Source organism: Deinococcus radiopugnans ATCC 19172, assembly GCF_006335125.1.
In the GTDB taxonomy this organism is placed as follows: Bacteria; Deinococcota; Deinococci; order Deinococcales; family Deinococcaceae; genus Deinococcus; species Deinococcus radiopugnans.
Window position 1 is genome coordinate 1 of the sequence record NZ_VDMO01000030.1, and the last position, 25,668, is coordinate 25,668.

The 25,668-nt window shown below is 68.2% G+C and carries 22 protein-coding genes and 1 riboswitch; of the genes, 13 read left to right on the forward strand and 9 right to left on the reverse strand.

Translation table 11 applies throughout. The annotated features are described in order from the left end of the window. Positions 1–99 precede the first annotated feature (99 nt). The 7 genes from FHR04_RS18320 to FHR04_RS18350 form a co-directional block, all read right to left on the reverse strand. Positions 100–282, reverse strand: coding sequence for a hypothetical protein (locus FHR04_RS18320; RefSeq protein WP_139404656.1), 183 nt, complete (start codon positions 280–282; stop codon positions 100–102). 91 nt (positions 283–373) lie between these two features. Continuing rightward, on the reverse strand, positions 374–2,728 hold the full coding sequence (locus FHR04_RS18325) for an NHL repeat-containing protein (protein WP_139404657.1): 2,355 nt from the start codon (positions 2,726–2,728) through the stop codon (positions 374–376). 455 nt (positions 2,729–3,183) lie between these two features. Further along, positions 3,184–3,660: a 6,7-dimethyl-8-ribityllumazine synthase gene (gene ribH / locus FHR04_RS18330; RefSeq protein ID WP_139404658.1), complete on the reverse strand. Its 477-nt coding sequence runs from the start codon at positions 3,658–3,660 to the stop codon at positions 3,184–3,186. A gap of 74 nt (positions 3,661–3,734) precedes the next feature. Continuing rightward, entirely contained in the window at positions 3,735–4,955 is a 1,221-nt protein-coding gene (locus tag FHR04_RS18335) for a bifunctional 3,4-dihydroxy-2-butanone-4-phosphate synthase/GTP cyclohydrolase II (protein WP_249039211.1), read from the reverse strand. After that, positions 4,952–5,626 (reverse strand): riboflavin synthase, encoded by a 675-nt coding sequence (locus FHR04_RS18340; RefSeq protein ID WP_139404659.1) that lies wholly within the window; start codon positions 5,624–5,626, stop codon positions 4,952–4,954. The genes FHR04_RS18335 and FHR04_RS18340 overlap by 4 nt, the downstream gene beginning before the upstream one ends. A 72-nt stretch (positions 5,627–5,698) precedes the next feature. Next, the gene (gene ribD / locus FHR04_RS18345) at positions 5,699–6,802 is read right to left on the reverse strand and encodes a bifunctional diaminohydroxyphosphoribosylaminopyrimidine deaminase/5-amino-6-(5-phosphoribosylamino)uracil reductase RibD (RefSeq protein ID WP_260170319.1); all 1,104 of its coding nucleotides are present in this window, start codon (positions 6,800–6,802) and stop codon (positions 5,699–5,701) included. Between the two features lie 36 nt (positions 6,803–6,838). Continuing rightward, positions 6,839–6,986, reverse strand: a riboswitch (FMN riboswitch). A gap of 133 nt (positions 6,987–7,119) precedes the next feature. Further along, positions 7,120–8,178 (reverse strand): outer membrane protein assembly factor BamB family protein, encoded by a 1,059-nt coding sequence (locus tag FHR04_RS18350; protein WP_139404660.1) that lies wholly within the window; start codon positions 8,176–8,178, stop codon positions 7,120–7,122. A 169-nt stretch (positions 8,179–8,347) separates the two neighbouring features. Here FHR04_RS18350 and FHR04_RS18355 point away from each other — a divergent pair, with 169 nt between their 5' ends. Both FHR04_RS18355 and FHR04_RS18360 read left to right on the forward strand, forming a co-directional pair. Continuing rightward, positions 8,348–9,007 (forward strand): ABC transporter ATP-binding protein, encoded by a 660-nt coding sequence (locus FHR04_RS18355; RefSeq protein WP_139404661.1) that lies wholly within the window; start codon positions 8,348–8,350, stop codon positions 9,005–9,007. Further along, on the forward strand, positions 9,004–10,314 hold the full coding sequence (locus FHR04_RS18360) for a hypothetical protein (RefSeq protein ID WP_139404662.1): 1,311 nt from the start codon (positions 9,004–9,006) through the stop codon (positions 10,312–10,314). Before FHR04_RS18355 ends, FHR04_RS18360 begins: the two co-directional genes overlap by 4 nt. A 537-nt stretch (positions 10,315–10,851) precedes the next feature. Here FHR04_RS18360 and FHR04_RS18365 read toward each other — a convergent pair. Further along, the gene (locus FHR04_RS18365) at positions 10,852–11,484 is read right to left on the reverse strand and encodes a response regulator transcription factor (protein ID WP_139404663.1); all 633 of its coding nucleotides are present in this window, start codon (positions 11,482–11,484) and stop codon (positions 10,852–10,854) included. Then, the gene (locus FHR04_RS18370) at positions 11,477–13,012 is read right to left on the reverse strand and encodes a sensor histidine kinase (RefSeq protein WP_139404664.1); all 1,536 of its coding nucleotides are present in this window, start codon (positions 13,010–13,012) and stop codon (positions 11,477–11,479) included. The genes FHR04_RS18365 and FHR04_RS18370 overlap by 8 nt, the downstream gene beginning before the upstream one ends. A 111-nt stretch (positions 13,013–13,123) precedes the next feature. On the opposite strand from FHR04_RS18370, the gene kdpF reads away from it, so the two are divergent. The 11 genes from kdpF to FHR04_RS18425 all read left to right on the forward strand — a co-directional run bounded on the left by kdpF (position 13,124) and on the right by FHR04_RS18425 (position 25,261). Then, a complete protein-coding gene (kdpF, locus tag FHR04_RS21715) occupies positions 13,124–13,204 on the forward strand; it encodes a K(+)-transporting ATPase subunit F (RefSeq protein ID WP_139404685.1) in 81 nt (26 codons plus the stop codon). 87 nt (positions 13,205–13,291) lie between these two features. Further along, positions 13,292–14,983: a potassium-transporting ATPase subunit KdpA gene (gene kdpA / locus FHR04_RS18380; RefSeq protein ID WP_139404665.1), complete on the forward strand. Its 1,692-nt coding sequence runs from the start codon at positions 13,292–13,294 to the stop codon at positions 14,981–14,983. Beyond that, positions 14,980–17,055, forward strand: coding sequence for a potassium-transporting ATPase subunit KdpB (gene kdpB, locus FHR04_RS18385; RefSeq protein WP_139404666.1), 2,076 nt, complete (start codon positions 14,980–14,982; stop codon positions 17,053–17,055). The genes kdpA and kdpB overlap by 4 nt, the downstream gene beginning before the upstream one ends. 31 nt (positions 17,056–17,086) lie before the next feature. Then, positions 17,087–17,701: a potassium-transporting ATPase subunit KdpC gene (gene kdpC / locus FHR04_RS18390; RefSeq protein ID WP_139404667.1), complete on the forward strand. Its 615-nt coding sequence runs from the start codon at positions 17,087–17,089 to the stop codon at positions 17,699–17,701. 4 nt (positions 17,702–17,705) lie between these two features. Continuing rightward, positions 17,706–18,830 (forward strand): sensor histidine kinase KdpD, encoded by a 1,125-nt coding sequence (locus FHR04_RS18395; protein ID WP_139404668.1) that lies wholly within the window; start codon positions 17,706–17,708, stop codon positions 18,828–18,830. Between the two features lie 311 nt (positions 18,831–19,141). Then, positions 19,142–20,164 carry a phosphate ABC transporter substrate-binding protein PstS gene (pstS, locus tag FHR04_RS18400; RefSeq protein WP_139404669.1) on the forward strand — a complete coding sequence of 341 codons (1,023 nt, stop codon included), beginning with the start codon at positions 19,142–19,144 and terminating at the stop codon, positions 20,162–20,164. Positions 20,165–20,347: 183 nt separating this feature from the next. Beyond that, the gene (pstC, locus tag FHR04_RS18405) at positions 20,348–21,358 is read left to right on the forward strand and encodes a phosphate ABC transporter permease subunit PstC (RefSeq protein ID WP_139404670.1); all 1,011 of its coding nucleotides are present in this window, start codon (positions 20,348–20,350) and stop codon (positions 21,356–21,358) included. Beyond that, positions 21,358–22,221, forward strand: a complete 864-nt coding sequence (gene pstA / locus FHR04_RS18410) for a phosphate ABC transporter permease PstA (RefSeq protein WP_139404686.1) — start codon at positions 21,358–21,360, stop codon at positions 22,219–22,221. The genes pstC and pstA overlap by 1 nt, the downstream gene beginning before the upstream one ends. Before the next feature lie 97 nt (positions 22,222–22,318). Next, complete coding sequence (gene pstB / locus FHR04_RS18415) at positions 22,319–23,077, forward strand: phosphate ABC transporter ATP-binding protein PstB (protein WP_139404671.1); 759 nt, start codon at positions 22,319–22,321, stop codon at positions 23,075–23,077. 81 nt (positions 23,078–23,158) lie between these two features. Continuing rightward, positions 23,159–24,292: a carbohydrate kinase gene (locus FHR04_RS18420; protein ID WP_139404672.1), complete on the forward strand. Its 1,134-nt coding sequence runs from the start codon at positions 23,159–23,161 to the stop codon at positions 24,290–24,292. A 24-nt stretch (positions 24,293–24,316) separates the two neighbouring features. Continuing rightward, positions 24,317–25,261 (forward strand): pseudouridine-5'-phosphate glycosidase, encoded by a 945-nt coding sequence (locus FHR04_RS18425; RefSeq protein WP_139404673.1) that lies wholly within the window; start codon positions 24,317–24,319, stop codon positions 25,259–25,261. Positions 25,262–25,668: the final 407 nt, after the last annotated feature.

Sequence of the window (25,668 nt, forward strand, 5' to 3'; positions counted from 1 at the left end):
AGGCGGCGGGTTTTGGTGGCTTCACACCTCAAAACACCGCCATTTCTCGTTTCTGTCGAGGGACAGACCGGAAGGTGACCTTCCCGCCGTCTGGGACGACTAAAAAATGAAGTTGTCGGCTACTGAGATCAGTTGGGCATGGTCCTTGTGGACGGGTGTGCCATCTCCTGCGGTGAACGTGAAGTGGGCCGAGGGAACGTTCTGGGCGGTCTGGGCCATGCTGGCGCAGGCACTCAGGCTGACGCCAAGGATGAGCAGGGTGCGGTGAATGGCTGTTTTCATGGAGGGCTCCTTGGATGTCCGGCAGCGCAGGCCGTAATGACTCAGATGTGGCCTGTGCGGCCCGCGCCATTCCATCACGCGGCCTCCGAGGTCACTGGCGGTACTTCGTAAGGAAGGTGTTCTCGCCGCTGTTGCCGACATACAACTCGTTGGCGCCGATCTGTCCGGCCACATACACGCTGCCCGTCCGGTCGACGGTGATGATGGTCTGGTACGGCGCCCCAACGATGCCAGGCAACTGCGGCTGCGTCCACAGCAGCGTGCCGGCCTGGTCAAGTTTGTGCTGCGTGGACCCGTACGCGCGGTAGTCGTTGTTGACGGTGACGTACACCTGTTCCTGATGATCCAGGGCGAGATCGCCGGCATAATCACCTCGCGAGGTCGAGATGGCGTGCTGCCGGACCCAGAGCCGGGTGCCGGCCGGATCGAACTTGGCAAGGAAGGCGCCGCCCGGCTGGTCCCCCTCGAGGGTTCCAGAAGTGGTGCCCAGCACGTAGGCGTTGCCGGCACCGTCCGTGACGACGCCCGTGGCCCGGTCGCTCGCCATGGTGCTGAGTTCCCCCTCACGCTGCCAGGCCACGCTCCCCAACGGAGTCAGCTTGACCAGGAACGCGTCGTAGTAGCGCGCGTAGTCCACAAATCGGTGGCCGGTCAGCAGGACGTTGCCGGCGCGGTCCACCGCCACCCCCCGCACCTCGTCGTCGGTCCCTGAAGTGACGCCCTGCACCGCCCACAGCCGGTGTCCATTCGAATCCAGTTTCGCCGCGAAGACGCCCCCGCCGCCTCCCAGGTCCGTTCCGAGTCCACTGCCGCTGATTCCCGCCACCACGACGTTGCCCTGCGCGTCGACCGCCATCGCCCGGCCCCCGTCGTAGGACTCGGTGCTGATGGCCTGCTGCTGCACCCACAGCCGGGTCCCGGCCGCATTAAATTTCACGACGTACGTGTCGCCCCATGGATCCTGACCGGTCCCCTCCATCACGCCGCTGGTCTGGCCCGACGCATACACGTTCCCCGCCGCGTCGACCGCAACGCTGTTCAGGTGGTCATAGTTGTCGCTGCTGACCGCCTGTTGCCGCACCCACTGCAGCGCGCCCTGCGCATCAACCTTGGCCAGAAACGCGTCGAGTTCTCCCTGGGGCGTGCCCTCCAGGCTCCCCTGAGTGACGCCCACCAGGTACACGTTGTTCTGGGCGTCGGTCGTCATGTCCAGGACCTGATCGTAGGCGAGACTGCTCAGGCCCGCGACGCGCGTCCATTCGGCCTTCAGGGGGGTCACGGTCAGCGTGACGCTCGCCCGCTGCGTCGGATTGGCCACGCTGGTCGCGCTCAGCGTGTAGGGGCCAGCCACGTCGGGGGCCGTCCAGGTGGCCTGGGTGTCCCCGGCCTGCAGCGTGCCGCCGCTCGCTGTCCACGTCACGGCGTTGCTGGCGGCGCCCTCCACCGTGGCCGTGAAGGTAGACGCGCTGCCCCGGCCCACCAGGGCCGCCCCCCGGCCCATCAGGGCTGCGTCGCGGCTCAGCGTCACCCGGACCGGCCGGGCCCCGTAGGTCACGCCCACCTGGGTGACGCTGCCCGCCTCGACTACCGCGGGGCTGCCGACGACCTGGCCGTCGTAGAACAGGCCCCCGGCCGTGACTGGTTCGGCGGCCACCGTATACGCTCCGGGTTGGAGGTTGGGGAGTGAAGTGCTCCCGATTATGCGATGCAGCTCTCCGGATGGATCGGTCACCGTGACCCCAGGCGCTGTACCGGTCGGCAAGCCCGTGACGCTCACGTCCAGGGTGCCCGTCGAGCGGCCGGCCACCTGGACGGTCAGCTCCTGGGTCACGTCGGACTCGCCTGCGGCGCTGTGGGCCGTGAGCCGGAAGACGATAGTGAGACTGTCGGTGCCTGGGTTGGCGGGCACCTCAATGGTTGCGGTCTGCGCCCCCGTGTGGGGCTCGGGGAGTCCAACCAGGCCGCTGGAGGGGGTAGCCGTCAGGGTGAAGTCACGTGCCCCTGGAGCCGCCCAGGAGAGCACGAGGCGCCCGCCCTCGGACGGCAGCGCGGCCCGGTCGGCCGAGAAAGTGGTGATCCGGAACGCCACAGGGACGGGGGCGTAGCGCACCTGCACCGTTGCCGTCTGACTGCTCTCCACGTGGGCTGGACTCCCCTCGACGGTGGCGTGATAGGACACGTCGCCAGCGGTCACGTCGTCGGCGGTGACCTTGTAGGTGCCGGGCACCTGCTGAGTGAGCGTGGTGGGGCCGGTCGCGGCGCTGATCTGGCCGTCGGGGGCCGTCACGTGGAGCGCGGCCGGCACGCCTGCGGGCAGGCCAGTCACGTCGAGCTGCAGCGTGCCGGTCTGGACGGAGGGTGGAGACGTGACCGGGGGCGTGACTGGAGTCGGGCCAGCACTGCTCGGGTTGTCGCCGCCACAGGCGACCATCCCCAGAAGCAGCATGCCCACAAGGAAATGAAGAGTTCTGAAGTGCAATCTCACATTTTTATCATGCCCTGGGTGGGGCGTGGACGTCTGTCGATATTTTCCCATCCACACGGTGTCGATGATCGTCTGTGAGGTTCACGCTCAACGTCCACGGGTTGTCGGGGAGCAGCGGAAGCAGGCCATCGGTGACGTCTTGTGGAGAGAGTCGAGTATCGTGGCTGGCCCCGGTGGGCTTGGTGCAGCTGGGCAGCGTGGCCTGCTGCTGCCCGGATCGGCCTGAGGGCTGGAAAAACACAACGTCTTGCAGCGCCCCTGATTCGTCTTTGACCCTTCGTTATCGCAAAGCTCAAGCCGTTCAGCGGCGCTTGACCGGCGCGCGCTCTTGGGGTCGAGTTCACCTTAGTTCCTGGGCGGTTCGGCCCTGACAGAGGCAATGCTCAAGCCCGGTCCTCAGCGGCGAACACAGCGGGTCAGACTGGTCCTGCGGGCAGCTGCTTCAGCAGGTTGACCGTTTCAATCATGGCCATCACCGCCTCGCCGCCCTTGTTCCCGGCCTTGATCCCGGCGCGGTTCAGGGCCTGCTCCACGGTGTCGGTGGTCAGCACGCCGAACGCCACGGGCACGCCGGTCTGGAGTGAGGTGTTCAGGATGCCGGTGGCCGCGCCGCCCGCCACGAAATCGTAATGATCGGTGTCGCCCTTGATCACGGCCCCCAGGCAGATCACGGCGTCGTACCCGCCAGACTCGGCCAGCCTGCGGGCAATCAGCGGCACCTCGTACGCGCCGGGGACGAGGTAGTGGTCCAGGTGTTCGGTCTTCCCGCCATGCTGAACGAAGGCGAGTTCGGCGCCCTCCACCAGGCGGTCCACGATCAGGTGGTTCCAGCGGGTGCTGATCATGGCAAATTTCAGGTCGGTGGCGAGCAGGTGGGCTTCAATTCGGTTCATAGGATGCTCCTTGAACAAGTGGTGAGGCCATCCGGAAGGGGCCATTCAAGCCGCCTCCCGGACGTCCAGGGCGATTACGTGTGGGGGCCGCCAGTCCCGAGGTGACCGAGTTTGTCCGCCTTGGTTTGCAGGTAGGCGGCGTTGTGTGCGTTGTGGCCCGCGTGCAGGGCTACGCGCTCCACCACCTCCAGCCCGAAACCGCCCAGGGCGCTCAGCTTGCGGGGGTTGTTGGTCAACACGCGCAGGTGCCGCGCGCCCAGCAGATGCAGCATCTGCGCGCCAATCCCGAAGTCTCGGGCGTCGGCAGGAAAGCCGAGCCGCTCGTTGGCCTCGACGGTATCCGCGCCGCCGTCTTGCAGGTGGTAAGCGCGGATCTTGTTGAGCAGGCCGATGCCGCGTCCCTCCTGCCGCAGGTACACCAGCACGCCCCGGCCCTCGGCGGCAATGGCCTGCAGGGCCGCGTCGCGCTGCGCGCCGCAGTCGCAGCGCAGCGAGTGGAAGCCGTCGCCGGTCAGGCACTCGCTGTGGACGCGCACCAGCAGCGGGTCCGGCGTGACCTCGCCCATCACCAGCGCCACATGCTCCGCGCCGCTGACGGTGTCCTCGAAGCCCACGATGCGGAAGAGGCCGTACGTGGTGGGCAGCTCGGCCTCGGCCACCTGCACCATGAACGGGTCATGCTGCATGCGGTAGGCGATCAGCGCCTCGATGCTGCCCACCTTCAGGCCGTGCTTCTCCCCGAAGGTCAGCAGGTCCGGCAGGCGGCTCATCTCGCCGTCGTCACCCATGATCTCGCAGATCACGCCCACCGGCGCGAATCCTGCCAGCCGCGCCAGGTCACAGGCGGCCTCGGTGTGTCCCGCCCGCCGCAGCACGCCGCCGGGCCGGGCCACCAGCGGGAAAATATGCCCCGGACGCCGGAAGTCGGTGGGTTGCGCGCCGTCGTCCATCAGGGCCGCGATGGTGGCCGCGCGGTCAAAGGCGCTGATGCCCGTGGTGTTGCCGCTGTGATCCACGCTGACCGTGAAGGCCGTGCCGTTCGGGTCCGTGCTGCGGCCCACCATCGGCGTCAGGTCCAGGTGCTGCGCCCGCTCAGGGGTCAGGGTCACGCAGATCAGGCCCCGGCCCTCGCGCGCCATGAAATTGACCCACTCCGGTGTCGCCGTGGCGGCGGGCATCAGCAGGTCCCCCTCGTTCTCGCGGTGCTCGTCGTCCACCAGGATGACAGGCCGCCCTGCCCGCAGGTCCAGCAGTAACTCAGCGATGGGGGACAGCGCGGTGCGAGCGGCGGTCACGCACTCACCTCGTTCCCACCGCTTGCTGCTGGACCAGGGGACGGCGGCGTCCAGTCCCGCATCAACAGCAGGCGCTCGGCGTATTTGGCCATCTGATCGGCTTCCAGGTTGACCTGCGTTCCGGCGGTCCAGGTGTGCAGGGTGGTCACGTCCAGGGTGTGCGGCACCAGCCACAGCGTGAACTCGTCGGCGCGCAGGTCGGCGCGGCTGCCCGCCGGGCCGCCCACGTCCACCACGGTCAGGCTTACGCCGTCCACCGTGACGCTGCCCTTGGGCACCAGGTACCGGGCCAGCGCGGCGGGGGCGCGCACGGTCATGGTGTACGCGCCGGGCTGGGCCTCGACGGTCAGCACCTCGCCCACGCCGTCGACGTGACCACTGACCACATGTCCGCCGAAGCGGGCCTGCGCGGTCATGGCCCGTTCCAGATTGACCTTGTGGCCCGCCTGCCAGTGGGGAGCGGTCTTGGCCAGGGTTTCGCGGCTGAGATCCACCGTGAAGCCCGCGTGATCCCAGGTGGTCACGGTCAGGCAGGTGCCGTTCACGGCAATGCTCTCGCCCAGGGAGAGGTCCGCCCACATCGTGTTCGGTTCGATGGTGACCGTCAGGTTGCCGGCAGCGTCCACGGTGCGGGCCACGCGCCCAAGCTGCTCAATGATTCCAGTAAACATAGTTGACCTCGGTGGTGATGGCGCGGCAAGCCAGCCCGCCACCTCGCTCTCCAGAAGAGAGGAGAAAATGCGTCAGAGCCGGGGAATATCGCTCAGCAGACCGGTTGCGAGCACATCCGGGCCGAGCGTTTCCACGGTGACGTCGCGCAGGGCCTGGGCGTCATGCATGCGGCGCTCCGGCGCCGTGAGCGGCGACAGGCCACGGCCCAGCAGTTTCGGCGCGATGAAGACGCGCACCTCGTCCACCAGTCCGGCGTCCAGCAGGGCGCTGAGCAGGCCAGGGCCGCCTTCCAGCAGCAGGCTGGAGAGGTTCAGGCGGCCCAGTCCGGTCAGGGCCTCCAGGGGCGTCGCGGCCCGCACGACGGTCACGCCCAATGCCTCGAAGACGGATATGTCGGCGTCGGGAGCCGTCACGAGCACGCTGCCTGGACGCCATGCACGGGCCTGGAGACTGGACCGGGCGCGGCGATCAAACACGACTGGGCGCGGGTCACGGCCCCCGGAGAGGCCCCGCGTGGTCAGGGCCGGGTCATCGCTGTGCAGGGTTCCACTGCCGACTGCCACGGCGTCCAGCGTGTTGCGCCAGGTCATGGCCCGCGCCCGCGCCGCCGCGCCGGTGACTGCGCCGTTGCCCTCGTCCACGGCGGCCACCTTGCCGTCGAGGGTCATGGCGTACTTGGCCACCACCCAAGGCCGGCCCCGGACGATCAGGCTGCGGAAGCCCGCCTGCTGACGCGTTGCCTGCTCCTCCAGCACGCCCACACTCACGTCGATCCCAGCGTCGCGCAGTGCCTGCACGCCGCGCCCGGCCACTGCGGGATTCGGATCGCGCGACGCCATCACCACCCGGCGGACCCCTGACGCGATCAGGGCGTCCGTACAGGGTGGAGTGCGTCCGTGATGGCTACACGGTTCCAGGGTCACGTAGGCGGTGGCGCCGCGTGCGTCCTCTCCGGCCTGGCGCAGGGCGAGCACTTCCGCGTGCGGCTCGCCGGCTCTGGGATGAAAGCCCCTACCTATCACCTCGTCTTCCTGAACGATGACGCAGCCCACAGGGGGGTTGGGTGTTGTTCGGCCGAGGCCTCTGGCGGCCAGGTCCAGCGCGAGCGTCATCCGGCGCTCGTCTGTGGACAGGGCCGCGGCCACCCTTCCGGGCGGCACATTCTCTGTATACATGGGTTGTCGTCACCCACCGGGGTGGGCGGGGTGACGTTCCTCCTTCTCTCATCCGGACTGTGACCGTCGGCTCCCGAATTTCACGGGATCGGGCCTGCGCGTGGTGCAGTTTGCGCGGGCTTCGCGGGCTGAGGCCTAAGCCATCACCGCCGGTAGGGAATTTCGCCCTGCCCCGAAGGAAGCGGCCCACCCGAGAGCGGGCCACGGTGACGGTAGCAGGTTCGGCGGGGGACAATGTAAGCCGTTCAGGCGGACTTTCCACCCGTGGCTGGTGACGGGACTCGACATCCCTTACTGCACGCCTCCTGCCAGACAACTCAGGCGGTTGCTCCCACGAGGCCCAGCACAGGCAGTGCCGTCCAAGCCCAGGCCCTGACCTGCCCACTCTGCGTGCCAAAGCACACCATGGCCCCCACCAACGACAGCGGGGTCAGCACCCGTTTGCCCACCCGCACCCGCTCCAGGACGCCCTCCTCCGGCCTGTAGCGCACCAGCCATCCCGACAACGTTCCGGCCAGCACCGTCGCGTCCGGCAGGCGCACCACCGGGATCCGGTCACGCCAGATGTCTTCCAGCGGCCCCAGCACCGTCGTGACGTCCCGCTCCAGGTCATACACGCACAGCTGCCGCTGGGTGTCCTCGAAGAACACCTCCCCGCCCTGGTCCTCCAGACGCAGGGTCACCGGCTCCCGCCCCAGATGCCGCACCTCGAGCCGCAGGTCAGGCCCGGAGAGCCTCAGCAGGCGGTCTTCTTCCCCCCGTTCGAGCAGCGTCCGGTCCGGCGTGCCGAACGCGCCTTTGAGCTGCCGGTCAGGCATCGGCCTGTCCAGCAGGCCGGGCAAGGCAAGCTCCGCGATCATCGCGCCGTCGGCGAGGGAATGGAACATCACGCGGTCATCCATGACGCTCATCAGCGCGTTCAGTGGGGCGTACAGCGCGGTGCGCCGGGGCGGGTGGGGCAGCCGCTTGATCCAGCGCTGCTCGCCCGTCGCGGTGTCGAAGGCCTGCAGGGGGGTGGAGTGTCGCCACTCGCCAGTGACCAGCACGTCGGCCGTGCCGCACAGCCAGCCGGACCACGGCAGGGTGACAGCGCTCCACTGCACCTCCCCGGTGTCGGCGTCCAGCGTCACGAGGCGATCTGTGCCGTTCATGAACGAGCCCCGGCCTGGGGTCAGCTGCATTTCATTCCAGCGTACCTGGGCGTGCCGGCGCCGCCAGCGTTCTTGACCGGTGACTGGATTGAGGGCCACCAGTTGCGTGTTTCGCACCGGAACGACGAGTTGCGCCGCACTGCTCTCAAGGGTATGGACGCTGTGGTACGCGGGATAGGACCAGACCGGGCGCAGGGGCTGGAGCGCAGGTGTTGGTGTGGTCATGGACGCCGGGCATTTTAGTGGGGTGGGAGCCTGGGCGGCGCGAGTTTGGGCGGGATGATCACGCTCGTTGAGTCGAGGTCAGCCGGACGACTTACCTGCGAGAGTTCCAACTCGGCTCCGTCACGTCCCAGATGGGAACGGCAGGCACACGGTGTCCGTACTGGGCAGCATGTCTGTTCCGCTGCAAGACCCCGCCCCCACCCTGACTGTTCGAGACCTGCACCTGACCCTGGCCGGACGCGTCATCCTGACGGCCACCCACCTGACGCTCGCCCCAGGCGAACTGGTCCACCTGCGCGGCGAGAACGGCGCCGGCAAGACCACCCTGCTGCGCGCCCTGGCCGGCGAGCTGCCCTGCCAGGGCGTGGTCCAGCTCCAGGGCCACGCCCCCGGTTCCCGGCCTGCCCGCGCCCGCACGGCCTTCATCTCCACCGAACCCGCCCTGCTCGATGACCTGACCGTGCACGAAAACCTGCAGTTCATGGCCGCCGCCTGGAACAGCCCGCACATCCCCATCCTGAACCTGGCCCACGCTTTCGGGCTGGCCCCGTGGCTGGACGCCTGGCCGACGGAACTGTCGCGGGGCACCCGCCAGAAAGTGGCCCTCAGCCTCGCGCTGGGACTGGGCCTGCCGCTGACCCTGCTCGACGAGCCGTTCAGCACCCTGGACACCGCGTCACGTGATGTCCTGCGCGACGCGCTGCAGGCGCGGCTTCACGCCGGCGGCAGCATCCTGCTGACCACTCACGGGGCGGATCTGATGGGCCTTCCCTCGCGCGCCCTGGAGATTAGCCAGGGGGAGTTGCGCGCTGCCGTGCAGGCGGCATGAAGGCCGAACCGATCTGGGCGCTGCACCGCTTGCGGCTGGGGCGCGGTGTCAAAGCAACCTGGGAGACCTGGAAGTCGTCGGGGGCGCTGCTGATGGGGCTGTACCTGGGCGTGGCCGCGCTGATCGGCCTGGTCAGCGTGTGGCAGACCGGGCGCGTTCCACAGGACGCGCCAGACGCCACGGTGCTGGCGGGGCTGGCCGCCGCGTGGTGGGGCTCGGCGGTGCTGGTGCGGCGCCCGGTGCTGGCCCTGAACACGGGTGACGCCCTGCTGCTGCGGACCCCGCTGCGCCCGTGGCAGGTCTGGCTGGCCCCGTGGCTGGTGCAGGTGGGACCCGTCGTCCTGGCAGGCGTCGCCCTCGGAGTGTTGCTGTGGGTGTGGTGGCCCACCTGGTGGACGGCCGCGCTGGGCCTGCCCCTTGGGCTGCTGGGCTGGAAACTGGGGCAGGCGCTGTGGTCCGACGCCCGGACGGTGGGGGACCACGCCACCCAGCGCCGGTTGCGGCCGCTGTTTCTGGTGCCCCTGATCGGAGCGCTGCATCCCGCCCTGCTGCCCGTCGCCCTGCTGGGCGGCGTGCTGGGCCTGGGCTGGCTGTGGTGGACCTTCTGGCAGGCCGACGTTCCAGCGCGGGTGGTCCTTCACGCCCAGGTGGAAGCCCTGCGGCGCGGCGCCATCCAGCTGGGCCTGCCCGCACCCGACATAGGCACGGATGGAACGCGCCCAGCGCGCCGCTGGACCCTGGCCCTGCGGGGCAGTGGGGTGTTCCAGGCGTCGGTGTGGCGCAGCAGTCTGCACCTGCTGCGTCGTCCAGGTCTGCTGCTGCTGGCCGTGCCCGTTGGGCTGCTGATGGTAGTGTTGTCGCCCACTTTTGGTGCTGGGCTCGATCCCATGACGCTGCGGGCGATGCCCGGCCTGTTCAGCCCAGCGCTGGCCGCGTTGCTGGTGACGCTTGGCCCGATATTGCCGCAGACGCTCCCCCTGTCCGGCTGGGGGCAGCGTCTGGCACGAGTGTTGCCGGCCGGCGTGGTCCTGGGCGGCCTGCTGGGCCTGGGAACGCTGGGCGCCGCCGCGCTGGGCTGGGCGCCGGCCAGTCTGGTGGGGGCAGCGCTGCTGATGCCTGGCGTGGCCCTGTCCCTGCTGGCGTGGCTGGGACAGGCGGGGCCGGCCAGCCTGTCGAGCGACGGGAAATTGCGCTACGCGGCGGCCACGGCGCCGGCGCTGCTGACGGTCTTGCTGGGCGGATGGCTGGCCCCGGCGGGCCTGCTGCTGCTGGGCGGCCTGGCCCTGCTGCTACCCGGATCGGCCTGAAGGCTCCCGATACCACGATGTGCTGCAGCGCCTTTGATTCTCCACTAATCCTTCATTATCGCACGTCCTCAAACTGTAGGGCCGTAGGTCTCTCATGCAAGTTGGCCAAAATTTCGCCTTTCGCCAGGTTAAGCCCCTTGCTTGTGTCGCGGGGACGTTTGGGAGCCAATGTCCTGGATCAGTGGGGGGACCGGCCGTGTGGAGGGCGGTGACGTGCGGTAGAGCAGCCACACCAGCATCGCGCCGATGCTGAGGGCCGCGAGCAGGAGCCGCCCCGCGTGTGCCTGCAGGTCTCTTGGCGCAGTTCGCCTACGACCGTAACGTCTCTCCGCGCACCCCCGAGGAACGGGCGCTGGGCGGCGCATCCCAGGCAGCCGCCCGGCTCAGCGGGCAGGGGCGAGAAGGGCCCCACCCGAAGGAGTCGCGGCCCGCATCCCGGTCCAGATCACAGGGCCAGCTCATCCCTCTGCCTCTGGACGGCGTTTCCATGACTGGAGAGGTGAGGACCGACTGGCACGGCACGGCGACGCTCAGACCCTACAGCCACCCCTGCCGCAGCGCCTTGACCGCCGCCTGGGTGCGGTCTGCGGCCTGCAACTTGACCAGCAGTTCCTGCACGTACAGCTTGACTGTGCTGACACTCACGTCCAGTTCAGCGGCGATGTCCCTGTTCGGCAGGCCGTCGGCGATCAGGCGCAGCACCTCCAGTTCGCGGGGGGTCAGCAGCGGGGCCACTCCGGGGGCGCGCACGCCGCCCAGCACGTGGTGCGCCACCTGCGGATCGAGGTAGGCGCTGCCCGCCGCCGCCGCCCGCACCGCCAGCAGCAACAACTCGGGCTTTGCGCTCTTGAGGCAGTAGGCCGCCGCCCCCGACGCCAGCGCCGCGAAGACCTCCTGTCGCAGATCGTGGGCGGTGAGCATCACGATCCGCACGTCCGGCCAGCCGCGCCGGATCTCGGCGGCGGTCTGGATGCCGTCCATGCCCGGCAGGCCGATGTCCACCACCGCCACGTCCACCCCGGTCCCGGCCAGGCGCTCCAGGGCCTCCTCCCCGCTGCGGGCCTCGCAGACCACGCGCAGATCGGCCTCCAGATTCAAGGTGGCGCGCAGACCGTCGCGGGTGAAGGCGTGGTCTTCGACCAGCAGGATGCGAATCGGGAGTTCAGCCATGAGGTTGTTCCCCGGACACGGGCAGGGTCAGGGTGAAGAGGCTGCGGTTCTGACCGGTGCGGGTGTAGCGCACCGTGCCGCCGTGGGCCTCGGCAATCCGGCGGGTCAGGTACAGGCCTAAGCCCGTGCCGCTGCCCGCACCGCCGCCCCGGAAGCGCTGAAACAGGTGAGGAATACGGGCCTGCGAGACGCCCGGCCCCTCGTCCTGCACGTTCAGCCCCGCCTCGCCGTCCTCCTCGCCCAGAGACACCCGCAGGGTGCTGCCGGGCGGACTGAACTTCACCGCGTTGTCCAGCAGGTTCTGAATCGCGCGCCTGAGATCATGGGAGCGGCCCCACAACCGCACCGCCCGCAGGTCGCGTTCCACGGTCAGGCGGCTGGCCTCAATGCGGGGACGCAGGTCTTCGAGGACGCCCTGCACCAGCGCCCGCAGGTTGACCTCTTCCATGTCGTCGTCGGCCTCGCCGCTCTCGTACTTGGTGACCAGCAGCAGCTTCTCGGCCAGCGCCAGCAGCGTGGCGTTGGACTCCAGGCCGTTTTCCAGGGTGGCGCGGTACGCATCGGGCAGCGGGCCGTACGCGCCGCGCCGGGCGGCTTCCATGTTCATGGCGTTGGCCAGCAGGGGGGTGCGCAGGTCATGCGAGAAAGCGTAGACCAGATCGCGCAGCAGTTCGCCGCGCTCGCTGAGTTGCTCACGCTGCACCCGCAGATCGTCCAGCAGGGCGGTGCGCTCCAGCAGGGGTTGCAGGGCGGCCATCGCCTCGGTGGTCAGCGCCAGTGGGGTTTCCGGGCGGTGCAGGATCAGCAGCAGATCGCTGTCCTCTGAGCGCCGCAGCCGCGCCAGCACGAAGGTCCCGCCGTCCGCCGCCCACACGTCGCCCGCGCCCACGGGCTGGGCGAGGTAGTCCAGCGGCAGGCGGGTGTCCAGCCGCGAGCGGTGATCGTCCGCTTTCAGGCCGGGGGCCTGGGCCAGCGCGTAGGGGCGGCGCAGCGTCGCCCGTTCCACCGCGCCCACCTCCACACTCAGCGCCCCGGTCAGGTGTTGCAGGGCGCTCGCGGCGCGCGAGACAAATTCGGCCTGCCCCAGCGGGCCGCCCATCTCCTCGGCCAGGCGCCGCAGCAGGCGTTCGCGCCGCAACTGGCGCTCGTCCTCGGCGATGCGCACGGCCCGCTCGGAGGCGTCGCGCGAGCGCAGGGTCAATCCGCCCACCAGCAAGATCGCCAGCAGGCTGACGACGCGGTTGGACAGGTCAGCGTTGCTAAAACCGTCTTCAAAAGCATTTTCCAGCGCGGCCAGCAACGAGGCCACCACCCCCAGCAGCGTCAGGATCACCACCGGGCGGCGCGAGGTGCCCAGGGCGGCCAGCGCAATCGGCACGGTCAGCAGGGTGCCCACCACCAGCGAGGCGGGGGTCAGCAGGTCAAGGAGCAGCACCACGGCCAGCGCCGTCAGGCAGACCGTCCACAGCGTGCTGCCCTCCAGCGGCAATCTGGGCGGCGCAAACAGCAGGCGCAGGGTGTCTCGCATGTCCTGCCGAGGCTACCCGAAACGGGCGTCCGGGCCACTGGCCACCTGGCCAATGCGGCTGGCCGAGAGACGAATGGTGCCGCCAGGAGCGGCGGCGCAGCATGCGCGGGTATGAATGTCTTTTTGCTGCTGCTGGTGCTGGCTTTGGCCGCCTACCTTCTCTACGCCCTCGTCCGTGCGGAGCGGTTCTGATGCCGGGCGTCCTCCTGGGTGTGCTGATCCTGCTGGCCCTGTTCGGCGTGGCGGCCTGGGCGCTGAAGCTGCCGGACAACCTCTGAGATGGACATCTTTTTAACGTATCTGCTGGCCTCCGGGCTGGCCCTGCCGCTGGGCGTTCTGATCGCGCGGCTGTACGCGGCCCCCGCCTCCCCCTTCACGGCGGGGCTGCTGCGGCTGTGCGGCGTGGACGCCTCGCGCGGCATGGGCTGGCGGCAGTACGGCTCGGCGCTGATCGGCACCAACGTGCTGCTGGGGCTGAGCGCCTACCTGATCTACGCGCTTCAGGGCGCGTTGCCCCTCAATCCTGACGGGATCGGCAATATGCGCTGGGACACCGCGCTGCACACCGCCGCCTCGTTCATCACCAACACCAACCAGCAGCACTACAGCGGCCAGAGCGGGCTGAGCTACTTCTCGCAGCTCGTCGCCACCGTGACGTTGCAGTTCGTGACCCCCGCCGTGGGCATGGCCGCCCTGTTCGCCGTGCTGCGCGGCTTGAAAGGACAGGCGAACGTGGGGAACTACTACCTGGACGTGACCCGCGCCGTGGGGGTGCTGGTGCCAGCGGCCTTCGTGCTGGCGCTGCTGCTGACCTCTCAGGGCGTGCCCAGCACTTACGGCGGCGCGAAGGTGGCGCAACTCATGGAGGCGCAGACGGTGGAAGGAAAAGCCGTCACCACCCAGACCATCCCCGTCGGCCCCGTCGCGGCGATGGTGGCGATCAAGCAGCTCGGCACCAACGGCGGCGGCTGGTACGGCCCCAACTCCTCGGTGCCGCTGGAAAATCCCACGCCGCTCAGCAACCTGCTGTCCATGACCAGCCTGATCGTCTTTCCCATCAGTCTGGTGTTCGCCTCGGGCCTGTTCCTGAACCGTCGCCGCTTCGGCGGGGCCATCATCGCCGTGATGAGCGTGACCTCGGCGGCGCTGACCTTCGGCGCGGTCATGGCCGAGCGGCAGCCCAACGCGGCGCTCTCTGGGCTGGCGGCCCCCGGCGGCAACCTGGAGGGCAAGGAAGTGCGCCTCGGCACCGACGCCACCGCGCTGTGGGCCAGCCTGACCACCCAGACCAGCAACGGCTCGGTGGCCGGGATGCACGACAGTTTCAATCCCCTGGGCGGGCTGGTGCCGCAACTGGGGATGTTCCTGAACGACGTGTACGGCGGCATCGGCGTGGGCATGATCAACATGCTGGTGTTCGTGGTGCTGACCGTGTTTATCGCGGGCCTGATGGTGGGCCGCACGCCGGAACTGTTCGGACGGAAAATTGAGGTGCGCGAGATCAAGCTGGCCTCGCTGATCATCCTGCTTCAGCCGCTGCTGGTGCTGGGCTTCACGGCGGCGGCGGTGTCTTTTCCCGAAATCACAGGCACCTCCAACCCCGGCTTCCACGGACTGTCGCAGGTGCTGTACGAGTACAACTCGGCCTACGCCAACAACGGCAGCGGCTTCGAGGGCCTGGGCGACAACACGCCGTGGTGGAATGTCACCTGCGCCATTGTGCTGATCCTGGCCCGTTTTTTGCCAATCCTGGGGCCGCTGGCAATCGCCGGACTCCTCGCCAGCAAGAAGGCCGCGCCCGAGACGAGCGGCACGCTGCGGGTGGACACCCCCATCTTCGCCGGCATGCTGCTGAGCGTGATGCTGCTGCTGCAACTGCTGAACTTCGCGCCCACGCTGGTGCTGGGGCCAGTGGCCGAGCAATTGACGCTGAGCCAACCCGCCTCTCCCACTACCGGAGTCCAGAAATGACCACCCTGCCGCAAGTGCCGGAAACCGGGCCGGAAGCCCCCCGCAAGAACATCTTCACCGGCGAACTCGTGGGCGGCGCACTCCGGGCCAGCGTCACCAAACTCGATCCGCGCAGCATGGCGAAAAGCCCGGTGATGTTCGTGGTGCTGGTGGGCGCGGTGCTGACCGCCTCCCTGACCCTCGCCAACATCGTCACGGGAAGGGGATGGGGCTACGAGCTGACCATCACCCTGCTGCTGTTGCTGACCGTGCTGTTCGCCAATTTCGCAGAGGGGCTGGCGGAAGCGCGCGGCAAGGCGCAGGCGCTGGGGCTGCGGGCCGCCCGCCAGGACACTCCCGCCCGCCGCCTGCTGAACGGCGTGGAAACCACCGTGCCCAGCACCCAACTGCGCCGGGATGACCTGATCGTGGTGGAGGCGGGCGAGATGATCCCCGGCGACGGCGAGATTGTGGAGGGACTGGCCTCGGTGGACGAGAGTGCCATCACCGGCGAGAGCGCCCCGGTCATCCGCGAGGCCGGAACCGATCACAGCGGCGTGACCGGCGGAACGCGAGTGCTGAGCGACCGCATCGTGGTGCGCGTGACCTCGCAGCCGGGCGAGAGCTTTTTAGACCGCATGATCGCGCTGGTGGAGGGGGCCAGCCGCCAGAAGACGCCCAACGAGCTGGCCCTGAGCATCCTGCTGGCCGCGCTGACGCTGATTTTTTTAATCGTGGTGGCGACGCTGCCGCTGCTGTCGCGCTTCGTGGGCATCAATGTGGATACGGTGACCCTGATCGCCCTGCTGGTCTGCCTGATTCCCACCACCATCGGGGGGCTGCTGCCCGCCATCGGCATCGCGGGGATGGATAGGGCCTTGCAGGCCAACGTGATTGCCAAGAGCGGCAAGGCGGTGGAAGTCGCCGGGGACGTGGACATCCTGCTGCTGGACAAGACCGGCACCATCACCATCGGCAACCGGCAGGCGACGCGCTTTGCCCCGCTGCCTGGTGTGAGTGAGACCGAGCTGGCCCGCGCCGCCGCACTGTCCTCGCTGGCCGATCCGACGCCCGAGGGCAAGAGCATCGTGACCCTGGCCCGCACCCTGACCGAATTACCCACCCAGCCGAGTGACGCCGAGTTCATAGAGTTCAGCGCCCAGACCCGCATGAGCGGTGTGGATTTTGCCGATGCGGGGGGAGCTGTAAAAATCCGCAAGGGCGCGGCAGACCGCATGGCGCGTTTTGCCTCCGAGTTTGGCGCAGCCGCACCCGCTGGTCTGACCGCCCTGGTAGAGGAAGTTGCCCGCGCTGGCGGCACCCCCCTGACCGTGGCTGAAGTGCGCGGCGGCGTGGCCCGCGTGCTGGGCGTGGTGGCGCTGTCCGACATCGTGAAGCCGGGGATGCGCGAGCGCTTTGACCAGTTGCGCCGCATGGGCCTGAGAACCGTGATGATCACGGGCGACAACCCCCTGACCGCCGAGGCGATTGCCAGGGAGGCGGGCGTGGACGGCTTTCTGGCCGAGGCCACCCCCGAGGACAAGCTCCAGATGATCCGGGACGAGCAGGCGGCGGGCCGCCTCGTGGCGATGATGGGCGACGGCACCAACGACGCCCCGGCACTGGCGCAGGCCGACGTGGGCCTGGCGATGCAGAGCGGCACCCAGGCGGCCAAGGAAGCGGCCAACATGATCGATCTGGATTCCGATCCCACCAAACTGATTGAAGTCGTGGAGATCGGCAAGGGCCTGCTGATGACGCGCGGGGCGCTGACCACCTTCTCCATCGCCAACGACGTCGCCAAATACTTCGCCATCCTGCCCGCGCTGTTCGCCGCGCAACTGCCCGCCCTGGGCGTGCTGAACGTGATGGAACTGGGCAGCCCGCGCAGCGCGATCCTCAGCGCCGTGATCTTCAACGCGCTGGTCATTCCGCTGCTGATCCCGGTGGCCCTGCGCGGCGTGCGCTACACCCCCGGCAGCGCCGACGCCCTGCTGGCCCGCAACCTGCTGATCTACGGCCTGGGCGGCGTGGTGGTGCCGTTCGTGGGCATCAAGCTGATTGACCTGCTGCTGTCCGTGGTGGGCGTGTAATGCCCGCCTTCACTTCCAGAGGAGTTTGCCCATGACCATTCCTTCCCATCCCGCCGACACTGCCCCTCAACCCGGCCTCTCCACGTGGCTGCGCTTCGCCCTGCTGTGGTTCGTGCTGTGCGGGCTGACGTACCCCGCCGTGACCACGCTGCTGGCGGGAAGCCTGTTCCCGGCGCAGGCGAACGGCTCGCTGATCACGCGAAATGGTCAGGTGGTCGGCTCCGCCCTGGTGGGCCAGACCTTCAGCGGCGCGGGCGACTTTATCGGGCGGCCCAGCGCGGCGGGGGGCGGCTACGATCCGGTCAACGCCTCGGGCAGCAACCTCGCCCCCAGCAATCCAGCGTTGCGGAGACGGGTTCAGGCCCTGGCCGCTGAAATCGCTGCCCGTGAAGGCGTGCCCGCCACGCAGATTCCCGCCGATCTGCTGACCGCCAGCGGCAGCGGTCTTGACCCCCACATCAGTCCTGCCGGAGCCGCGATTCAGGTGGCGCGGGTGGCGCGGGCGCGCGGCCTGAGCGAGGCCAGGGTGCGCGAACTGATCGGCGCCGCCACCGAACGCGGCCCGCTGGGTCTGGGCGGCGTGGGCGTCAACGTGCTGCGGCTGAATCTGGCGCTGGACGCGGCCGCCCCCGGCACGGGACGCTGACGCCATGCCGGACGCCGATTCACCTTCTGCCGGGCGCTCCCCACAGCGGCTGACCCTCCCTGGTCAGCCAGACGGCCCTGCTGTCACGCGCGGCGTTCACAAGGTGTTCATCGGCATGGCAGCGGGCGTCGGCAAGACCTGCCGCGCCCTGGGCGAACTGCGCGAACGCCTGGACAGGGGAGAAGACGTCCTGATCGGCGTGCTGGAAACGCACGGACGCGCCGGGACCATCCGCGCCGCCGAGGGGTTGCCCGTCTTCCCGCGCCGTGTTCTCCCCTACGGCGAGACCGAACTGACCGAGCTGGACGTGGCTGGGCTGCTCGCCCGCCGCCCAGCCGTGGTGCTGGTCGACGAGCTGGCCCACACCAACGCTCCCGGCAGCGAACGCCAGAAGCGCTGGCAGGATGTGGAGGCGCTGCTCGCGGCGGGCATCAGCGTCCTGTCCACCGTCAACGTGCAGCATCTGGAATCGCTGAACGACACCGTGGCCCGCCTGACGGGCGTGCGCGTGCGCGAGCGCGTGCCCGACGCGGTGTTGCGTGCGGCCACCGAGCTGGTGCTGGTGGACCTCACGCCGCATGATCTGCGCGCCCGGCTGAAGGCCGGCCACGTGTACGGCCCCGAGAAGATCGATCAGGCGCTGGGCCACTTCTTTACCGCGCCCAACCTGACGGCGCTGCGCGAGATCGCCCTGCGGCAGGTGGCGAGCGTGGTGGAGCAGGCCGCGCCTCAGGGGAGCCCCGGTGTGCAGGAAGTCGTGGTGGTCGCCATCGCCGCCGAGGAAAGTGCCGCGCGCCTGATCCGCCGGGGCGGGCAACTGGCCGCGCGGCTGCACGCGGCGCTGCATGTGGTGACGATCCGTGGCCCACGCGTCACGCCCGAGCAAGCGCGGCTGTTGGACACCTACCGCGCCCTGACGGTGGCGCTGGGCGGCCAGTTTGAAGTGCTGGGGGGCGACGGCGGAGTGGCCGCCGCGTTGATCGCCTACGTTCAGCTTTCGCGGGCCACCCAGGTGGTGATGGGCGAGACCAGCCGCTCGCGCTGGGCTGAAGTCTGGCGCGGCGACATCATCAAGCAGGTGCTACGGGGCACGCGAAATGTGGACGTGCATGTCATCAGCCGGGACTGACGGGCGAGATCGGCCAATCCACACGTGAGGTCATGGGAGGCCGTTGGTGTGTCCGGCGACAGCCCCGGGGTCGACGCGGGTCAGGGCGGCGGCCCACGTTGATGTTCCGCCGCCGCCTCCGTTGATGGCGATGCCCCCTGGCCCACTGGACGGTTCAGGGACCTTCACTTGCCACGAATCGGGCCGTGCGTCCGCAGCGACACCGTGTGGCGACCGAGAAACAGGTTCTTCATCCTCGCCTGTCGCCTCGCCTGACACGGCGTTGACGTTCCGATGACGGCAGGCTGACATCCGGCCCGCAGACTCCGGCCATGAAAAAGATCCTCATGCTGGGCCTCACGCTGATCGCCCCCTCTGCCGCGGCCCAGGGCCTGACTGGCGCGGGTGCGAGCTTTCCCTACCCGCTGTACAGCAAGATGTTCGCCGAGTACAAGAACGCCACCGGCACCAGCGTGAACTACCAGAGCGTCGGCAGCGGCAGCGGCCAGAAGCAGATCCTTGAGCGCACCGTGGACTTCGCCGGGTCCGACAACCCCATGAGCGACGAGCAGCTCAAGACCGCGCCCGCCAAGCTGCTGCACATCCCTACCGCCATCGGCGCCGTCGTGCCGTCCTACAACCTGCCCGGCATCACTGCGCCTCTGAAGTTCACGGGCAAGGTGCTGGCGGACATCTACCTGGGCAAGATCAAGACTTGGAATGACAAGGCCATCACGGCCCTGAACCCCGGCGTGACCATTCCCCCGCTGCCGATCACGGTGGCGCGCCGCAGCGACGGCTCGGGCACCACCTTCGTGTTCTCCGACTACCTGAGCAAGGTCAGCAGCGAGTGGAAGTCCAAGGTCGGCACCGGCAACAGCCTGGACTGGCCGGTCGGCACCGGCGCGAAGGGCAATGACGGCGTGGCGGGCGTCGTGAAGAGCACGCCCGGCGCGCTGGGCTACGTGGAGCTGGTGTACGCCAAGCAGAACAAGCTCCCTTATGGCAGCGTCCAGAACCGTGCGGGCAAGTTCGTGCTGGCCGACAACGGCCCGGCCAGCAAGGCCGCCGAGGGCGTCGTGATTCCCAGTGACACCCGCGTCAGCATCACCAACAGCCCCAACGCCGACGCCTACCCGGTGGCCAGCTTCACCTACGTGATCTTCTACCAGGATCAGAAATATGGCAACCGCACAGAAGCGCAGGCCCAGGAACTCCAGAAGCTGCTGTCGTGGATGACCACCTCCGGCCAGCAGTACAACGAGCCTCTGGACTACGCCAGGCTGCCCACCAATGCGGCGAACAAGGCCAAAAGCATCATCAAGAGCATGACCTACGGCGGCAAGAAGATCTAAGCATTGTGTCCAACCTTGAGCGGCCCTGGAGAGTCTCCGGGGCCGTTTTGCTTTGGCTTTCGGAGATTGGAACGCGCCCTACAGGCGACGCGCCACGGCCCCCGTGTCTGTGCGGGATGCCTGACATCACCCTGACACCCCTGCCCTCAACTGTCAGACGTATGCCCGCCAGGGAGAGAAACCATGAGTGAACCCGCCCGTCGTCTGCCCAGCCGCACCGGCCTGTCTAGCGGGAGCGACCGCGTCTTTCAGTCCCTGATCCTGATCCTGGCCAGCGTGATCGTGCTGGTGTTCGTGGTCAGCCTGTACCTGCTGGGCAAGGACAGCTGGCCGGCCTTGCAACGCTTTGGGACAGAGTTCCTGACCACGCGCACCTGGAACCCGGTCAACGGCACCTTCGGGGCCGCCGCAATGATCATCGGCACGCTGGTTACCAGCTTCGTGGCCCTGATCATCAGTGTGCCGCTGGCGATTGCCAGCGCCCTGTTCGTGGCCGAGTACGCTCCCCGCTGGCTGGCGAATCCGGTGGGCTACCTGATCGAGCTGCTGGCCGCCATTCCCAGCGTGGTCTACGGCCTATGGGCGCTCTTTGTGATTGCGCCGGTGCTGGCCCGCTGGCAGATCACCTTTTTCAACCCCGAATACCCGGAGCGGTTGGCGCTGTACACCAGATGCGCGGCCATCTGGGCCACTGACCAGACCACCCTCCAGTGCTTCTTCGTGCCGTCGTCCGGGGCAGGACGCGGACTGGCGCTGGCGATCATCATCCTGACCGTAATGATTCTGCCGTACACGGCCAGCGTCGCCAGGGACGTGATCCGTCTGGTCCCTGCCGATCAGCGCGAGGCGATGTACGCGCTGGGCGCGACCAAGTGGGAGGTCATCTCGCGGGCCATCTTGCCCTACGCCCGCGCCGGGATCATGGGCGGCGTGATTCTGGCCCTGGGCCGGGCGCTGGGCGAGACGCTGGCGGTGGCGATGGTGATCGGGGACAGCCAGGACATCATCAAGAGCCTCTGGGGCAACGCCAGCACCATGGCCTCGGTGATCGCCAACCAGTTCGGCGACGCGCAGGAGACCCTGCACCGCTCCAGCGTGATCACCCTGGGCTTCATCCTGTTCTTCGTGAGCGTGGCGGTCAACCTGCTGGCCCGCGTGCTGATCCAGCGGCTGACGCCCCAGGGGGTCAAATGATGGGCACTGCCGCCACCGCCAGGCCACGGCCCACTGCCGGCCTCAGTGCCGCGCGAAAGGCACGGAACGCCGCGATGGGCGGGCTGATCCTGCTCGCAACGCTGCTGGTGGTTGCTCCCTTGATCCTGATCTTTGTGTACCTGATCCGCGAGGGCCTAGGGGCGGTCAACCTCAACTTCTTCACCCGGGTGCCTGCGCCTGAAGGCGAGGCGGGCGGCGGCCTGCTCAACGCCATCGTGGGCAGCCTGTCCATGCTGGGCATGGCCTCGGTGTTTGGCGTGCTGATTGGCATCGCCGGCGGCATCTTTCTCGCCGAGTACCCCCGGCACCCCCTGATGCCCACCATCCGCCTGGTCAGCGACGTGCTGGCGGGCATCCCGGCCATCGTAATGGGGCTGGTGGCCTACGGCCTGATCGTCCTGAACTTTGGCTTCTCGGGCTTTGCTGGGGCGCTGGCCCTGGGCTTCCTGATGATTCCCATCGTCGTGCGGACCACCGAGGAGGTGCTCAAGCTCGTGCCCCAGTCGGTGCGCGAGGCCGGCCTGAGCCTGGGCCTGCCGCAGTGGCTGGTCACCCTGCGGATCGTGCTGCCCGCCGCGGCCGGGGGGATCATCACCGGGGTCATGCTGGCGCTGGCGCGGGTGGCGGGCGAGGCGGCCCCGCTGCTGTTCACGGCCTTCGGCAACCCCAACGTCAACCTGGACCCCAGCAAACCCATGAGCGCCCTACCACTGGAAATCTACCGGGGAGCCACCAGCGCCTACGACGAGAACCAGCGAATGGCCAAGGCCGGGGCCCTGCTGCTGATCGTGCTGATTTTCGCCACGAGTCTGCTGGCGCGGCGATTCAGCCGCAAAGGCTGAGCGTTCGGACGCGCGGCAACCCCCACCACATCCCTGCCTTTTCTGGAGGTCTGACGGTTTGAGCCCCGGACCATCAGGCCGCTCCCAAGGAGCCACCATGACCCCCATCCTCAGCGCGAAAAACGTCAACATCTTCTACGGCGACAAGCAGGCCGTGCAGAACGTGAATCTGGACGTGCAGCCCGGCACCGTCAATGCCCTGATCGGTCCCAGCGGCTGCGGCAAGACCACCTTTCTGCGGGCCATCAACCGCATGCACGACCTGACGCCGGGCGCGCGGGTCAGCGGGCAGATTCTGCTGGACGGGCAGGACATCTATGCGGCGGGGATCGATCCCGTCGCCATGCGCCGCCGCGTGGGCATGGTGTTCCAGAAGCCCAACCCCTTTCCCACCATGAGCGTGTTCGACAACGTGGTGTCCGGGCTGAAACTGGCCGGCATGCGGAATAAGGACCAATTGATGGCCGTGGCCGAGCGCAGCCTGAAGGGCGCGGCGCTGTGGGAAGAGGTCAGGGAGCGTCTGAACACCCCCGCCACTGGCCTCTCGGGCGGACAGCAGCAGCGGCTGTGCATTGCCCGCGCGCTGGCCGTCGACCCCGAAATTCTATTGATGGATGAGCCGACGAGCGCTCTGGACCCGTCCAGTACCGCCAAGATCGAGGGATTGATGACTGAACTCAAGAAGGTCACCACGATTGTGATCGTGACCCACAACATGCACCAGGCGGCGCGGGTCAGCGACACCACCTCGTTTTTCCTGATGGGCGATCTGGTGGAACATGCCCCCACCGATCAGGTCTTTCAATCGCCACGCGACGCGCGGACGGAAGCGTATATCACGGGACGGTTCGGTTAAGCGCTTGGTCAGGGCCGATTGTCGATGGGTGGGATCGTCGGCTTGCTTTATCACGGCAAGTGTCTTTATTATACTTAAGACATGACTCTGACCGAGACCGAGACAGCCCTGCTTAATCTCATCCGTGATGCCCCTCTGGCCAGTCCAGCAGAACTGGCCCGCCGCCTGGGAACTTCACGGGCCGCGGTGAACGTTCATGTGAGTGCGCTCGTTCGCAAAGGCGCGCTGCTTGGGCGGGGCTACGTCCTGCCCGCCGAGGGGCAGAGCCAGCGACTGGTCGTCGTTGGCGGGATGAACATGGACGTCAAAGCGCAGACCACCGCGCAGGCCATCGCCGGAACCAGCAATCCCGGCGTTACTCTCCAGGCGCCGGGCGGGGTGGCCCGCAACGTGGCCGAGAACCTGGCACGTCTGGGCATCGCCGTGTCCCTGATCTCGGTGGTGGGCCGTGATGATCTGGGCGACCGCCTGCTGCGCGACACCGCCGCCGCCGGCGTGGACGTCCGGCACGTCCTGCGCGCCGAGGGCCTGGCAACCGGCACCTACACCGCCGTACTCGGCAAGGACCGGGAACTGCTGGTGGCCGTGGCCAGCATGGACGTGACCGAGGCCCTGACGCCAGCTGCCCTGCAAGAACGCCGCAACGTGCTGCGCGGCGCGGCCTGGGTGGTCGCGGACGGCAACCTCTCCAGACCGGCTCTGGCGCATCTCCTGGCCCTGAGCGCTGAGCTGGGGGTCCGGGTGGTCTTCGAGCCGGTCAGTTCACCCAAAGCCGCGCGGCTCAGGGAAGTGATGGCCGTGGACAATAAGCGGCTGGCACCGTTCGCCGTGACCCCGAACGTGCTGGAACTCGGCGCCCTGCTGGACCGCGAATTTCCCGATGAGCCCCAGGCCCTGCTGCGCGGCGCTTCCGAACTTCACGCGCTGGGCGTGTCGCTGGTCTGGATCAGACGCGGCACGCTGGGCAGCCTCCTGTCCACGTCAGAGGGCGTCCATGAACTGCCCGCCCTGCCCGCCAGCGTCCGAGACGTGACCGGCGCGGGCGACGCGATGCTGGCGGCCTTTCTGGCCGCCCTGGCCGCTGGACACGCCCCCCTGGACGCCGCGCGGCAAGGACACGCCGCCGCCGCGATCACGGTGGAAAGTGAACACACCGTCTCGCCCCTGCTGTCGCCATCCACCATTCAGGACCGGCTTCAAAACGCCACGCCCTGAACTTTTCCTACCAAGGAGCCTTCCATGACCACTCAACATCATCTTCGTCCCGAAATCGCCGCCCTGATGGACCTGCATCCCGAAGTCGCCGAAGCCCTCGCGTCAGGCCGCGCGGTGGTGGCGCTGGAAAGCACCATCATCAGCCACGGCATGCCCTTTCCACAAAACGTCGAGATGGCGCGCGGCGTCGAGGACGTAATCCGGGAGCATGGGGCGGTGCCCGCGACCATTGCGGTGCTGAATGGGCGCCTCAAGATCGGTCTGACTGCGGAAGAACTGCACCTGCTCGCCACGGACAGGGACGTGCAGAAGATCAGCACCCGGGACCTGGCGATCACCGTCGCCCTGGGCCGCCACGGCGCGACGACCGTCGCCTCGACCATGCGCCTCGCCTCTCTGGCGGGCATCCGCGTCTTCGCAACCGGCGGCACCGGGGGCGTGCACCGGGGGGCCGGGGAGACCATGGACATCAGCGCGGACCTGATGGAACTGGCCCGGACCGATGTCTGCGTGGTGAGTTCCGGCGTCAAGAGCATTCTCGACATCGGCCTGACCCTGGAAGTGCTCGAAACGCAGGGTGTTCCCGCCATCACCCTGGGCAGCACACAGTTCCCGGCGTTCTACTCCAGACACAGCGGTTTCGCGTCCCCCCTGATGGTTCAGACGCCGGACGAGGCGGCGCGCGTCTTGCGGGCAAAATGGACCCTGGGGCTGGGGGGCGGCGTGATGCTCGCCAACCCGATCCCGGTGGAGGCGGAAATTCCTGCGGGCGAGATCACGCCTCATATCCAGCAGGCGCTGGCCGACATGGACGCCCTGGGGATTTCCGGCAAGGAGACGACACCGTACCTGCTGGGCCGGATCGCCGAGATCACCGGAGGCCGGAGCCTGGAAGCCAACATTGCCCTGGTCAGGCACAACGCGGCCGTGGCCGCGCAGGTTGCGGTGGCCTACGCCCAACTGGCCTGAAGCTCTGGGCGGCCACCCACGGCGGCGGAGCGGTGGGTGGCGCCGCCTCCACTGTGGCTGATACGGAGGGCCGCCCGTTGCGTTGACCCCTCGGGACCGCACCGATGGGCGAACTATGCGCCCGGAAGGCGTTTTCTCTCCGGCTTGCCCTCGTCACGAACAGACGCCCAGGACAGGTCACCGCCTGCCGGGCGAACGCTCCTCTTCTGCCTCGCAGCTTTTCAGGTCTGCTGATACGAATTCCGTTTGTTTCGTGTAGAAATCGGGACAGCTCCGATTTCTACACTCCACGTCCGGAACCCGTTTTTCTCCTTCTCGCTCCGCTCGGATTTCTAGGTGTTTTCAACACCTTTCAATCGGAGTCTGTATGAGAAGCGTTCCACGTCTGCGGACTCCACTCGGCGAGT

Excerpts from the sequence above, each read along its gene's own strand:
- ribD (WP_260170319.1), bottom strand. The coding sequence starts at position 6,802 with ATGTATACAGAGAATGTGCCGCCCGGAAGGGTGGCCGCGGCCCTGTCC.
- pstS (WP_139404669.1), top strand. The coding sequence starts at position 19,142 with ATGAAAAAGATCCTCATGCTGGGCCTCACGCTGATCGCCCCCTCTGCC.
- kdpC (WP_139404667.1), top strand. The coding sequence starts at position 17,087 with ATGACCATTCCTTCCCATCCCGCCGACACTGCCCCTCAACCCGGCCTC.
- FHR04_RS18340 (WP_139404659.1), bottom strand. The coding sequence starts at position 5,626 with ATGTTTACTGGAATCATTGAGCAGCTTGGGCGCGTGGCCCGCACCGTG.
- FHR04_RS18360 (WP_139404662.1), top strand. The coding sequence starts at position 9,004 with ATGAAGGCCGAACCGATCTGGGCGCTGCACCGCTTGCGGCTGGGGCGC.
- FHR04_RS18325 (WP_139404657.1), bottom strand. The coding sequence starts at position 2,728 with ATGCTGCTTCTGGGGATGGTCGCCTGTGGCGGCGACAACCCGAGCAGT.
- kdpB (WP_139404666.1), top strand. The coding sequence starts at position 14,980 with ATGACCACCCTGCCGCAAGTGCCGGAAACCGGGCCGGAAGCCCCCCGC.
- FHR04_RS18350 (WP_139404660.1), bottom strand. The coding sequence starts at position 8,178 with ATGACCACACCAACACCTGCGCTCCAGCCCCTGCGCCCGGTCTGGTCC.
- FHR04_RS18370 (WP_139404664.1), bottom strand. The coding sequence starts at position 13,012 with ATGCGAGACACCCTGCGCCTGCTGTTTGCGCCGCCCAGATTGCCGCTG.
- pstA (WP_139404686.1), top strand. The coding sequence starts at position 21,358 with ATGGGCACTGCCGCCACCGCCAGGCCACGGCCCACTGCCGGCCTCAGT.
- kdpA (WP_139404665.1), top strand. The coding sequence starts at position 13,292 with ATGGACATCTTTTTAACGTATCTGCTGGCCTCCGGGCTGGCCCTGCCG.
- ribH (WP_139404658.1), bottom strand. The coding sequence starts at position 3,660 with ATGAACCGAATTGAAGCCCACCTGCTCGCCACCGACCTGAAATTTGCC.
- FHR04_RS18395 (WP_139404668.1), top strand. The coding sequence starts at position 17,706 with ATGCCGGACGCCGATTCACCTTCTGCCGGGCGCTCCCCACAGCGGCTG.
- FHR04_RS18420 (WP_139404672.1), top strand. The coding sequence starts at position 23,159 with ATGACTCTGACCGAGACCGAGACAGCCCTGCTTAATCTCATCCGTGAT.
- pstB (WP_139404671.1), top strand. The coding sequence starts at position 22,319 with ATGACCCCCATCCTCAGCGCGAAAAACGTCAACATCTTCTACGGCGAC.
- FHR04_RS18365 (WP_139404663.1), bottom strand. The coding sequence starts at position 11,484 with ATGGCTGAACTCCCGATTCGCATCCTGCTGGTCGAAGACCACGCCTTC.
- kdpF (WP_139404685.1), top strand. The coding sequence starts at position 13,124 with ATGAATGTCTTTTTGCTGCTGCTGGTGCTGGCTTTGGCCGCCTACCTT.
- FHR04_RS18320 (WP_139404656.1), bottom strand. The coding sequence starts at position 282 with ATGAAAACAGCCATTCACCGCACCCTGCTCATCCTTGGCGTCAGCCTG.
- FHR04_RS18355 (WP_139404661.1), top strand. The coding sequence starts at position 8,348 with ATGTCTGTTCCGCTGCAAGACCCCGCCCCCACCCTGACTGTTCGAGAC.
- FHR04_RS18425 (WP_139404673.1), top strand. The coding sequence starts at position 24,317 with ATGACCACTCAACATCATCTTCGTCCCGAAATCGCCGCCCTGATGGAC.
- pstC (WP_139404670.1), top strand. The coding sequence starts at position 20,348 with ATGAGTGAACCCGCCCGTCGTCTGCCCAGCCGCACCGGCCTGTCTAGC.